Genomic DNA, 12,295 nt, shown 5'->3' on the forward strand with positions numbered 1-12,295 from the left:
CAGCAAGAGACATTGACATGAAACTCAGCGAAAGACTGATCGGCCCCGGGCTGATCTTGTTCGGCGGAGGCGTGATCATCGCCTCCGCCGACCTGCCACAAGTGCCCGGAGTCCGCTTCGGCGCTGACCTCATGCCGTCCATCACAGGTGGAGCGCTGATCCTTTTCGGCGGGCTGCTTGGCTGGAAAGCCTGGTCGAAGCCCCTGACCGAACCGCTGGTCGATACCAGCGAGTGGGAGGTGTCCTTGCGAAAACGGCTCACGGCGATCTGGACCATTGGTGCCCTGCTGGCGGCAACGCTGCTGTTCCAGTCCGTGGGCTTCCCGCTGATCGGCCTGATCTTCATGACCGTGCTGATGGTTCTGATGGGTGCCCGACCACTCACCATCGCCATTGTCGCGCCGCTGTTCGTCCTGGCGCTGCATCTGAGCTTCACCAGGATCATGCATGTGGAACTTCCTGCCGGGCCTCTGGGAGCATTCCTATGATGAGCTTCGAAACTTTCGAGACGGCCTTTTTTATGGTGATGGCGCCAAGCGTGCTGCTCGCTATTCTGATCGGCTCTGTTTACGGCCTGTTCATCGGTGCGCTGCCGGGACTGACTGCCACCATGGCGACAGCTCTGCTGGTGCCGATCACCTTCTACATGGAGCCGTTGGCGGCGATCGCGCTGATCGTGTCCAGCACGGCCATGGCGATCACCGCGGGTGACATTCCCGGAGCCCTGATCCGCATACCCGGCACGCCGGCCTCGGCCGCCTATACCGAGGAGGCCTACGAAATGACCCGGCAGGGCAAGGCCGGAGAGGTCCTGTCGCTCGGTTTCTTCTTCTCCGCCCTCGGCGGCCTGATCGGCGCCACTGTCCTGCTCGTCTCTGGACCGGCATTAGCGCAGGTCTCGCTGAACTTCTCCAGCTTCGAGTTCTTCTGGCTGGCGACGCTCGGCCTCATGACATGCGCACTGGTCAGTTCCGATAATCCGGTCAGGGGTGCTGTCTCGCTTGTCATCGGCCTACTGTTGTCAACAGTCGGACTCGACGTGACCACAGGCCAGCCGCGCTTCACCTTCGACGTACTGGAGCTTTCGGGCGGCATCAGCTTCATCCCGGTCATGATCGGCATGTTCGCCCTGTCGGAAATCATCCGGGGCTTCACCGCTCTGGAGCGTGAGCTGCCGCCAGCGCCGAAGGTGGGCGACATCAAGCCCTATCGCGGTATGTTCGCGCTGCTGCGCAGGTATCCAATGAGCGTCGTGCGCGGCACTTCGCTCGGCTCCGCCGTCGGCGCGTTGCCAGGCGTGGGCGGTGATCTCGCGGCCTGGATAGCCTACGGCATGAGCCGCAAGTTCTCCAAGACGCCGGAGAAATTCGGGACCGGCCACCCGGAAGGACTGGTAGAGGCAACCTCGTCCAACAATGCCGGGCTTTCCTCCGCCTGGATCCCGGCGCTGGTGTTCGGGATCCCAGGTGACGCGGTCACTGCGATTGCGGTCGGCGTTCTGTTCATGAAGGGAGTTTCGCCCGGCCCGCGATTGTTCATCGAAAACCCGACAATGCCGACGGCAATCATCCTGACGTTTTTCGTCGCCAACCTGCTGTTGCTGCCGCTGGGCTGGTTCGCCATCAAAGGTGCGCGGCATGTTCTGTCGGTACCCCGTGCCGTCATCGTGCCGATGATCCTGCTGTGCTGCTTTGTCGGCTCCTATGCGGTCAACAACACGCTGTTCGACGTCTGGACCATGCTGGTCGCGGGTGTCGTTGGCTACCTGCTGGAGCGCAACGGCTTTCCCATCGCCCCGATCATCCTGGGCCTCGTTCTGGGACCCGTACTCGAACGGAACTTCATCATGTCGATGCAGATTGCCCGCGGCGACTTGCTTGGCTTCTTCGAGCGGCCGGTCGCCGGCGGCCTCGGCATCGTGGTTTGCACCATCCTCGTGCTTGCCATCCACCGCGCCTGGACGCGGCGCGGCCAACGGCCGGATGCCAGTGATCCTGCCACAGTCCTGCCCGACGTCCCCAATTCAACAAAAGGAAATTTGCAATGAAAGACGTATTCTCCGTCAAGGATCGCGTCGCCGTAGTGACCGGCGGTCTCGGCCAGCTCGGCACCCAATTTACCAAGACGCTGGCCGGAGCAGGCGCCAAGGTCGCGATCTATAGCCGCCGCCCATTCTCGCGCCAACAGGTCGTCGAGAAATTCGGCGAACTCGCCGACAACGTCCGCGTTTACGAAGCCAGCGTGCGCGACAAGGAGAGCCTGATCAAGGCAACCGACCAGCTGATTGCCGACTGGGGCGTCCCGCACATCCTGATCAACAACGCCGGCATTGACAGTAAGCCAAATGGCGACGCTGACCAGAACGCGCCATTCGAAGACTATCCGCAGAAATATTGGGACGAAGTGATCGACACCAACCTTACGGGCGTGATGCTGACCACCCAGGTGATCGGCACCAAGATGGCCGAAGCCGGCTGCGGATCCATCATCATGGTCGGCTCGATGTATGGTCTCGTGTCACCCAACCAAGCGCTCTATGCCTATCGCGAAGCACGCGACGGAAAGCCGTTCATCAAGGCGATCTCCTACGCCGCATCGAAATCCGGCTTGGTCAACATGACCCGCTATCTTGCCACCTACTGGGCGAAAAAGGGCGTGCGCGTAAACCTGGTTACCTTCGGCGGCGTCAAGACCGGCTCCTTCGACAAGGAATTCATTGATGCCTTCCTCGAGCGCGTCCCCATGGGCCGCCAGGCGGAGATCGACGAGTTCGGTCCGATCGTGCAGTTCCTCGGCTCCGACGCCTCCACATATATGACCGGCGCCAACCTGGTTCTGGACGGTGGCTTCACGGCCTGGTGACCGCAGGCGCTTATCTGACCCCCAACCCGCTCGGCCGGCCGAGCGGGTTTAATTTAGCAAACTCCAAAGGGAGTCCCTTCCGCGCTAGGTCTCAAGGGTGAACCGACGTGTGGACCCGCTTGACAAGCGCTCACTATTATGAGGTTAGCACTTGTATCGGCTAGAACAATCGGTAGGCGTTCACCTACTACCCACTTCGGGCCGCAAAGCTGCCGAACCCTCGCCTTGAACGTATTCGAGCCGACGACAATCGGGATCCTGCGGGAATCATTGTGCAGCGATTTCGAGAAACCTGCGGTTTTACCTGTTGCTTTCCCGTTTCAATGTGAGACGTTTGCCGCGCAATCAAATCGCAAGGCAGCATGCCGGTCAATCTATCGCATAGAACATTGCCGCCAGCCCTTCGTGGTATCGTCAGTGTGAATTCACTGGGGCTACCGCGCTTCTTCGAACGATCTGGTCCGACACGCTCAATTCTTGGGAAGCATCGACTCGTCGGCGGCACCTAGCTGCACTGGACAGACTTTATCGAGCGGTCGAGGAACACGGCGTCGACTGTCTCGACCGCTTGATCGCGGATGCTGACTGCACACGAGACAATCAATCAATCCAGCCGTGAATATGTCCGGGACGCCGTCCACGTCAATGCTCGGGTTCGCAGAACCATCGCAGGTGTTTTTCATCACATCAGCCCAGAACTTGCCGATCTGTATTTCCATGAAATTGGCTTCCGCTAGTCCCAGCGCGTTGTCGCCGGCCACGCCATGCGAAATAGTCGAAATGGCAAGGAAAGCATGAAAAACCTTTGGTCGCGGGTGCCTCCCGCGCTGCAGCTATTGCAAGTGTTCCGTGCTGCTATCGGCCGCAAATGCGCAGAAGCCCGGATGGCGGCATCTCCATCAATTCGGCCGTAGCTGTCTTTGGTTGATAAAGACCTCGTACGATTTCGACCTGCTCTTGTTCTGACCCAGGGGATCGCCCCACTTATCGTTAAGCTACCGGTCAATCCGCCGCTCGTCACATGCGAGATGTCACCAAAGTTGCTCACGCTGCTCTGTTTCGTTAAAGATTTTGACAGCTGCGAGCTTCAATATTCGCCCGGCTCCGGTGTCGTAAGGGTTTTGTCGCCGGTCAGTCTTCTTCTTGGAAGATCTCTTCACGCTTCCTGCGTATGTTCGGAAGGAGCGTGAGCGCCAGAACCATCACCGCGAGCATCATAAGGACAGCGCTGATCGGCCTAACGAAGAAGATCGTGTGATCCCCCCTATACATTGTCATGGCGCGGCGAAGGTTTTCCTCCAGCATCGGCCCGAGAATGAACCCGAGCATCAACGGCGCGGGTTCACATCCGATCTTGCCCAGCAGATATCCTGCGAGACCGAACAGCGATACAACGATAAGATCGTAGGAGTTTGAATGCACGCTGAATACGCCGATCGCACAAAAGACCATGACGGCGGGAAACAGTACGTTGTAGGGAATGGACAGTAACTTGACCCACATGCCAACCAGCGGCAGGTTGAGGACGACCAGCATGAGATTGCCGATCCACATCGAGGCGATAATGCCCCAAAAAAGTGTCGGTTGCTCGACGACCACATTCGGTCCAGGAACGATTCCTTGAATGAACATCGCCCCGATCAACATAGCAAGCACCGGATTCGCGGGAATGCCGAGCGTCAGCAAGGGAATGAAGGAGGTCTGCGCTCCAGCGTTGTTCGCCGCTTCTGGACCGGCGACACCCGCGATGGCTCCCCTACCGAAATCCTCCGGCTTGTTAGAGACGCGCTTCTCGATCGTATAGGAGGCGAAAGCTGCAAGGATTGGCCCGCCTCCGGGAAGTATCCCGAGTACGGATCCGATGCCTGTGCCCCGAAGTATCGGGCCGACTATGGCGCGGAAGTCCTCCCTTGTCGGCACTAGGCTAGAAATTCGACGGGTCACCAGATCTCGGGACGTCGGATTCTCGATATTTCGCAGGATCTCCGCAATGCCAAAGACACCGACTGCGACAGCCACCACCTCAAGTCCGTCAGCAAACCCATCTATGCCCAAGGTGAACCGATATTCGCCGGTATAGAGGTCTGTTCCGACCATGCTGAGCAAAAGACCGAGCAACAGCATTCCGAGCGCCTTGACGATAGAGCCATGAGCCAAGGCGGTAGAAAAGACGAGGCCCAATACCATCAGCGAAAAATACTCTGCGGGCCCGAATTCCAGCGCGACCACTGTCAGGGGTGCGGCAAAGATGGCGACCAGAAAGGTTGCGAACGTCCCCGCCACGAACGAGCCGATTGCGGCAACAGCAAGCGCGACGCCGGCTCGTCCGTTGCGCGCCATCTGATAGCCGTCAATCGCCGTCACTGCGGCCGAGGACTCCCCGGGCATGTTGATGAGTATCGCGGTGGTCGATCCTCCGTACTGTGCCCCGTAGTAAATGCCGGCCAGCATGATGAGCGACGAAATGGGCTCGAGCTGGTAGGTAATCGGCAGCAGCATGGCAATCGTGGCCGTTGCTCCTATACCGGGCAGCACGCCGATCAGGGTGCCGATAATGACCCCCGCCAGACAAAAGAGCAGATTGTAAAGCGTCGTTGCGGCCGCAAAGCCGGTCGCCAGATTGCTGAAGAGTTCCATCGATCAAAGCCTCGGCAGCCAGGAGCCAAAAAGAGCGTACGGCAGGCCCAGGGCATAGCTGAACACGAGCGTCGAGAACACCGTGAGCGCCACCGAAAGAAGAACTGCCGCGGGAAGCCGCATCGTGGTGGAGGCGAACGTGGCAAGGAACGCAGTAATGAAGAGCGCGGGAACGAAGCCCAACCCTCTTACGGTCAGTCCAAATACAAGCGGCGCCGGCAAAATGAACAGCACCCCGCGCCACGCTACCGGCGAGGGGCGAGCGCTGGCGGAGCCGAACGCGCTTCCCAACACCGCGATCCCGATCAAAATCAGGGCAATTGACAGGAAAAGCGGGAAGTAGCCGGGACCCATGCCTACGGAGGTGCCCATGCCAAGTCCCACGGAACCGAACGTGAAAAGCAGTCCGACGATGACAAAAAATCCGCCGCACACAAAGTTGGAAAGGTCTGGACTCCGCACCTTCAAAAGTTCTCTCCTTACCGATTTTAAGGATGATCAAGTCGTACGTTTAGCCGCGCGACCAATCAGCGCTTCGTCAAAGTGAAAGACCCATCTCTTCGATCACGGCTTTCCACACAGGGGCTTCCGAGCGAATGACGTCGCCCATTTCGGCAGAGCCTATGAATTTCGGCTCCAGTTTCGTGGAGATAAGCTTCTGCTTTTCGTCTTCTGTCATGGCGTCCAAGGCAAGCCAGCCGTTCAGACGGTCGATGATGTCCCTGGGTGTTCCGCGCGGCGCGACCAAGCCCCACCACGGGCTACGCAGGTTGAAGCCGGCCACACTGGCTTCCGCTACGGTTGGCACATCCGGTAGGCTCGCGATACGCTCCGGCCCGGCAACGGCGATTGGCCGCAGCGGACCATCGGGCCCGATCGAGCCAGCCACAAGCGGCACTCCCGCCGCGAGAAGGTCCAGCCGTCCGGCAATGAGATCGGTGAGGCTTCCTGCGCCACTCTTGTAGGGGATATGCACGAGCGAAATCCCCGCGGCTTTTGCGAATTGATGGCCCACGAGATGTGGCATCGTTCCCGCTCCAGATGAACCGTAGCTCATGGAACCCGGTTTCGCCTTAGCCATCGATACGAAATCAGCAAGGTTCTTCGCTGGATGATTCTTTGGTACAAGAAGCAGAAGCGGGAGCTCGGCCAGGATGCCCACGGGCTCGAAATCTTCGGCCCTGTAGCGAACATTCTTGTAGAGATGCGGGTTTACCAGGAGCAGCGCTTCTGTCGTCAGGGCAAGCGTGTATCCGTCAGGAACGGCATTGGCGACATCCTGATTGCCCTTCGAACCTCCGACCCCGACCACGTAATCGACGATGAAACTCTGCTTTGATCGTACGGACAGACGCTCGGCGGCCGCCCGCGTAATTATATCGGCCAAACCTCCGGGCGCCACAGGGACGATGATCGTCACCGGTCGGGAAGGGTATGCTTGCTGCGCAAAGCCAAGCCTTGGAGCAAGAGCTCCAGCGGCCGCGGAAACCAACATATGCCTACGGGTAATCATGATCTCTCCTCCCCAGCTGCCTTCAGCGTCGCGGTTAGCCATAAAGATGACGTATCGGCCCACCACCTACGGCAAGGGCCTTTCTCCTCGGATATGTACGGTAATCTAAGAAAACTTGTTTAGCAACAAAAATGTAGATTTTCCCTCTGGTCAGGCAAAAAGCCGACAATTATGCATTTTTATGCTTTTAGAACATTTTATGTTGACTTATTGTCAATGCCATAGAAATTATCGCACCTAATCCCGACAACTATTGGAGCCGTCTATGGAGATGAATGGGTCGCAGCATATTCAGGCTGCGCAAGCCATAGTATGGAAAGCGTTGTTGGATCCTGCCGTGCTGAAGGACTGCGTGCCGGGATGCCATGAACTGACTGGCACTCCCGAAACAGGCTTCGAGGCAACTGTCGTCCAGCGCGTTGGCCCGGTCAAGGCGACCTTCAAGGGCACGGTGACATTGGATCAATTCAATGAGCCGGTCGGCCTTGTGCTTCAAGGCGAAGGGAAGGGCGGCGCGGCCGGCTTCGCCAAGGGCAATGCTAAGGTGACGCTGACACCATCGGAAGAAGGTACCATTTTGGCTTATCAGGTCGAGGCGCAGATCGGTGGCAAGCTGGCCCAACTCGGAAGCCGCCTAATCGACGGGTTTGCGAAAAAGACTGCAGATGACTTTTTCCAGCGGTTCAAGACCGCTGTGGAAAACCGGCCTGCAGAAGCATGACGTGAGAGGTATTTGAAGTGGTGGAAACAAGTCTCGTGGTGAATGGTCAGATCGCGGCGGGCTATGCGGAAGGTCGAACTTTGCTCGTTCACTTTCTGAGGGAGACGCTTGGTCTTACCGGCACGCATGTGGGCTGTGATACCAGCCAATGTGGCTGTTGCGTCGTACATGTCGATGGATGTGCAGTAAAAAGCTGTACCATGTTGGCGCTGGAAGCGGAGGGGTCTGACGTCGTCACGATAGAAGGTGTCGCCCAGCCTGACGGAACGCTATCGCCGGTCCAAAGGGCGTTCGTCGATCACTATGCCTTGCAATGCGGTTTCTGCACGCCTGGGATGGTGATGAGTGCGATGGCACTGCTCAAGGACAACCCCAAGCCCACCGTAGAAGAAATCCGGGTTTATCTGGAGGGCAACCTGTGTCGATGCACAGGGTATCGCAACATCGTAAGGGCTGTTCTGACAGCATCCGGGCAGGCGCTCGGTGAGTTTGAATCCGAACATACATAGACAACTGGCGAGATTTGCTGTGCAGGATTTTGAATTCATCAAGGCCAGAACTATCGGTGAGGCCGTTTCAATAGCTGCCGCAGACGAGGATGCAAAATTTCTCGGCGGTGGGCAGGCCTTCCTGCCTACGTTGAAACAGCGATTGGCGGGACCATCCGTGCTGATAAGCCTGAACGCCGTTAAAGGTATGAGGGGCGTCACCGTCGAAGGTGACACCTTAACCATCGGAGGCGGCACGTCGCACGCTGTCGTCGCGAGGGAGGTCAACGATGTATTTCCGGCGCTAGCGAAGCTGGCAGGCGGAATCGGCGATCCCGCCGTGCGTAACCGCGGCACGATTGGTGGCTCGCTCGCGAACAATGATCCTTCAGCGTGTTACCCGGCGGCGGTTCTGGCGTGCAATGCCACGATCATAACCGATCGCCGTGAGATCGCGGCGACAGATTACTTCCAGGGCATTTTTGCTACGGCTTTGGAGCATGACGAGATTATAGTAGCCGTGCGTTTTAAGGTGCCGAGTTCAGCCAACTATCAAAAGTTTATCCAGCCCGCCTCCCGCTTTGCATTGGTCGGGGTTTTTGTGGCCCAATACTCTGATCGGGTTGGCGCCGCAATCACCGGAGCCTCGGGTGATGGCGTTTTTCGATGGCACGAAGCGGAATCACGCCTAGTGGACACGTTTGATCCGTCCGCAGTCGAGGAAATTTCTGTCTCACCCGATGGGATGATCGAGGACCTTTTCGGTACCAAGGACTATCGCGCTCACCTCATCTCGGTGCTGACAGCCCGGGCCGTCAGAGCAATAGTGTCGGTCTTGTAAAATGTCGTTATGCGCCCCGAAAGGGCGAGATTCTAGAAATGCATGGTAGGATGTGGAGACTATGAACATGGCTGGCAGATCCGGACATGCACAGGCGCCTATCGATCTGGAGGGTGAAACCCTCGTGTCAGGCCGGGGCCAATTCACGGACGACATCATCATCCAGGACGCTCTGGTGGGTGTGTTCGTACGATCTTCTATCGCCCACGGCATTATTCGCGGCATTGATACAGAAGCTGCAAAGGCCGCTCCCGGCGTGGTCGGAGTATTCACGGGCGAGGATCTGGCCGCCGCCGGGTGCAACCCCATCACCTTCATGGTGCCTCTTTTCGAAGTGGACGGCCAGACTGAAGTCCCTTACGTCCGGACGCCACGCCCGGCCATCGTCCGTGACAGGATCCGCCACATCGGCGAGTGCGTCGCGCTGATCGTGGCGGAAACAGCCGGCGCCGCGCAGGACGCCGCGGACCTCGTCGATCTTGATATCGAAGATTTGAAACCGTTCATGGTCCCCAAGTTAGCGACTGAGGCGCTGGATACGCCGATCTGGGAGACAGCACCAGCGAACCAAAGCTACACATGGCTTGCCGGAAACCAGGAGGCAGTCGATTCAGCTCTCTCACATGCCGCCCACACGGTGTCCGTCAGCCTACGGAACCAGCGGCTGGCAGGCAGCCCGTTGGAGCCTCGCGCGGCGGTCGCAAGCTACGATCGTGAAACAGAACGCTATACGCTATACGCCGGCAGCCAAGGGACGACGTTCCTACGCAAGGGATTAGCTGACGCGCTTGGCGTGCCGCCGGAAAGCGTGCGCGTCGTGAGCAAGCATGTCGGAGGTGGGTTTGGTCTCAAGGTCTACGTTTATCCTGAATATGTTGCAGTTGCGGTGGCGAGCCGGGTTCTTGGCCGGACGGTACGCTGGACGTCCACTCGATCCGAGGCATTGATGGCCGATCAGGGAGCGCGTGACAGCGCGCTCAAGATCACCGGCGCATTCGATGATGACGGCCGTGTGACCGGAATTTCCTGCGACATCGTCTCCAACATCGGCGCCTATGCCATCGGCATCGGAACGCGCGTCCAGTCCTCCGTCATAGCGGAAAACATCGCAGGCCCCTATCTGACTCCCGAAATCGCGATCCGCAGCATCGGGGTCCACACCAATTCGATTCCGACATCGCCTTACCGGGGCGCAGGACGTCCAGAAACCACCTACATGCTGGAACGTCTCATGGACAAGGCCGCCCGGGCAATCGGGATCGATCCCATCGAGATTCGGCGTCGCAATCTCATTCCACGCGACCGGATCCCCTACACGGGGCCCATGAACCAGGTCTATGACAGCGGCGACTTCTCCGCCGTCCTGGAAGAGGCCGTCCGTCGTTCAGATTGGGAAGGATTTGAAAGGCGACGTGAGGCCGCCCGCAAAAATGGCGTTGTCCGCGGTATCGGCTGCTCGCTTTTTGCTGAAACCGCAGGCGCCAATTTCATAGAACCGCTCGACTTTCGCGTGACGGAGGACGGCTTGGTGGAACTGCGTATCACAGGTGTGTCGACGGGCCAGCGGCACCTCTCGACCATAACGCACATCGTCAGCGAACGTCTCGGCATCAGTCACGAGCATATCCGCTTCATCGCCGGAGATTCTGACCAGGTTCCGATGGGGTCGCCGGCGGTCGGCTCACGGGTCGGGCAGATGACCGGCTCCGCGGCATTTCAGGCGGCGGACAGCGCGATTGCCCGCGGGCGCATGATGGTCGGCGCGATCACCGATCGCCGGTATAACGACATCGACTATGCAGACGGTTACTACACGATCGGCAGCACTGGTGAACGGATAGCGTTTCTCGACATTCCCAAGCGGGTTTCGGCGCTAAAAAGACAAGGCAAGCAAATCGAAGAGACGCTGGATGCCGTCGAAGTCTTCAGGTCGCCAGGCTTTTCGTTCCCCAACGGCTGCCATGTTTGCGAAGTCGAGATCGATCCCCAGACCGGCAAGCTCGAGATTGTTCAATATACCGCGGTCGATGACTGCGGCAACGTCATCAACCACGCCGTCGTCGACGGTCAACTCGTCGGCGGCATTGCCCAAGGGCTTGGGCAGGCTTTGATGGAGGAAGTCGTCTATGATGAAACGGGGCAGCTTTTGACCGGCTCGTTCATGGACTACGCAATGCCGCGTGCCGAGGATATGCCCCGCTCCTTGACAATCATCGATCTGCCGGATCCGACGCCATCCAATCCCCTGGGAGCAAAAGGTGTGGGCGAGTCGGGAACGACCGGGTCGTTGGCTGCCATTGTCAGCGCCGTTGAAGACGCGTTGCGGCCGCTGGGCGTGACCGATGTGCAGATGCCCTTGACACCCTGCCGTCTCTGGCAAGCGATCCGCGCCGCGAAATCTTCAATGTAACTTCATTAGAACTGCGCGGATCCGCATCCGGGTCCCCGCAGTTCGTGTCAGTGGATCACCGAGCCGCCATCGACCGCCAGCGTCTGGCCGCTGATGAAGTCACTCTCGGCAGACAACAGAAAGACAATCGCGCCATTGAGGTCTTCGGGCTGTTGGTCGCGTGCTATACAACGAGAAGCGACGGAAGGTGCACTATGCGCGGCGACCTCCTCGCCCCATTCGAGTACACCCTCACTTAGCGTAAACCCGGGCGCAACACAGTTGGCGCGTACGCCATGGCGACCCGCTTCACGCGCGATAACCCGGGTAAGAGCCACGACGGCACCTTTCGAAGCAACATAATGCGCTTTGCCCGGCGTTCCTTTGAAAACCGTGCCGGAGGAGATATTGACGATCTTGCCGTAGCCTTGCTTACGCATGGTCGGCATGACCGCTTTGCAGCATTCGAAAACGCCACCGACGTTGATCCGCATGACCCGGTCGAATTCCTCGGTGTCGATTTCGTCGAACGGTTTGTTCTTGCCAAGCGAGGCGAAAAGAGCGGCGTTGTTGACCAGACCGTCGATGCGACCAAAGCGATCGAGCACGCAGTCTACGAATGTCCTCACTGAATTGGCGTCCGCCACGTCAGAGATGCTACCCCAGGCTCGATCTCCTATCTCCGATACGATGTCGCTCGTATCGAGGATATCGCAGATCGCAACATTTGCTCCTTCTGCCGCCACTGCCCTCGCATATGATGCGCCTATGCCCCGGGCTCCCCCAGTCACGATGACCGTCCTACCACTCAATCTGCTCATCTACTCGGCCTCCACTGGTGATG

At 58.6% G+C, this 12,295-nt stretch carries 11 protein-coding genes and 1 pseudogene; 8 read left to right on the top strand and 4 right to left on the bottom strand.

What is annotated here, in order from left to right; genetic code table 11:
- Positions 1-17 precede the first annotated feature (17 nt).
- The 4 genes and pseudogenes from C5J26_RS21645 to C5J26_RS21660 form a co-directional block, all read left to right on the top strand.
- Positions 18-488 (top strand): tripartite tricarboxylate transporter TctB family protein, encoded by a 471-nt coding sequence (locus tag C5J26_RS21645; protein ID WP_105403653.1) that lies wholly within the window; start codon positions 18-20, stop codon positions 486-488.
- Positions 485-2,047 (top strand): tripartite tricarboxylate transporter permease, encoded by a 1,563-nt coding sequence (locus C5J26_RS21650; RefSeq protein ID WP_245437538.1) that lies wholly within the window; start codon positions 485-487, stop codon positions 2,045-2,047. The genes C5J26_RS21645 and C5J26_RS21650 overlap by 4 nt, the downstream gene beginning before the upstream one ends.
- Positions 2,044-2,862, top strand: coding sequence for an SDR family oxidoreductase (locus C5J26_RS21655; protein ID WP_105403654.1), 819 nt, complete (start codon positions 2,044-2,046; stop codon positions 2,860-2,862). The genes C5J26_RS21650 and C5J26_RS21655 overlap by 4 nt, the downstream gene beginning before the upstream one ends.
- 590 nt (positions 2,863-3,452) lie before the next feature.
- A pseudogene (locus tag C5J26_RS21660) lies at positions 3,453-3,790 on the top strand (IS1595 family transposase); the annotation flags it as partial.
- A gap of 203 nt (positions 3,791-3,993) precedes the next feature.
- Here the strand turns inward: C5J26_RS21660 and C5J26_RS21665 are convergent.
- The 3 genes from C5J26_RS21665 to C5J26_RS21675 form a co-directional block, all read right to left on the bottom strand.
- Positions 3,994-5,499, bottom strand: coding sequence for a tripartite tricarboxylate transporter permease (locus tag C5J26_RS21665; RefSeq protein ID WP_105403655.1), 1,506 nt, complete (start codon positions 5,497-5,499; stop codon positions 3,994-3,996).
- Positions 5,500-5,502: 3 nt separating this feature from the next.
- Positions 5,503-5,967 (bottom strand): tripartite tricarboxylate transporter TctB family protein, encoded by a 465-nt coding sequence (locus C5J26_RS21670; protein WP_105403656.1) that lies wholly within the window; start codon positions 5,965-5,967, stop codon positions 5,503-5,505.
- 70 nt (positions 5,968-6,037) lie between these two features.
- Positions 6,038-7,012: a tripartite tricarboxylate transporter substrate binding protein gene (locus C5J26_RS21675; RefSeq protein ID WP_172724466.1), complete on the bottom strand. Its 975-nt coding sequence runs from the start codon at positions 7,010-7,012 to the stop codon at positions 6,038-6,040.
- Positions 7,013-7,277: 265 nt separating this feature from the next.
- On the opposite strand from C5J26_RS21675, the gene C5J26_RS21680 reads away from it, so the two are divergent.
- The 4 genes from C5J26_RS21680 (at position 7,278) to C5J26_RS21695 (ending at position 11,472) form a co-directional block, all read left to right on the top strand.
- Positions 7,278-7,733 (top strand): carbon monoxide dehydrogenase subunit G, encoded by a 456-nt coding sequence (locus tag C5J26_RS21680; protein ID WP_105403658.1) that lies wholly within the window; start codon positions 7,278-7,280, stop codon positions 7,731-7,733.
- Positions 7,734-7,750: 17 nt separating this feature from the next.
- On the top strand, positions 7,751-8,242 hold the full coding sequence (locus C5J26_RS21685) for a (2Fe-2S)-binding protein (RefSeq protein ID WP_105403659.1): 492 nt from the start codon (positions 7,751-7,753) through the stop codon (positions 8,240-8,242).
- Positions 8,243-8,261: 19 nt separating this feature from the next.
- A complete protein-coding gene (locus C5J26_RS21690; RefSeq protein WP_105403660.1) occupies positions 8,262-9,062 on the top strand; it encodes a xanthine dehydrogenase family protein subunit M in 801 nt (266 codons plus the stop codon).
- A gap of 67 nt (positions 9,063-9,129) precedes the next feature.
- Complete coding sequence (locus C5J26_RS21695) at positions 9,130-11,472, top strand: xanthine dehydrogenase family protein molybdopterin-binding subunit (RefSeq protein ID WP_172746011.1); 2,343 nt, start codon at positions 9,130-9,132, stop codon at positions 11,470-11,472.
- A 47-nt stretch (positions 11,473-11,519) separates the two neighbouring features.
- Here the strand turns inward: C5J26_RS21695 and C5J26_RS21700 are convergent, their stop codons facing one another.
- The gene (locus C5J26_RS21700; RefSeq protein ID WP_105403662.1) at positions 11,520-12,272 is read right to left on the bottom strand and encodes an SDR family NAD(P)-dependent oxidoreductase; all 753 of its coding nucleotides are present in this window, start codon (positions 12,270-12,272) and stop codon (positions 11,520-11,522) included.
- Between the last annotated feature and the right edge of the window lie 23 nt (positions 12,273-12,295).

This window comes from Neorhizobium sp. T7_12 (assembly GCF_002968535.1).
Lineage (GTDB): Bacteria > Pseudomonadota > Alphaproteobacteria > Rhizobiales > Rhizobiaceae > Neorhizobium > Neorhizobium tomejilense.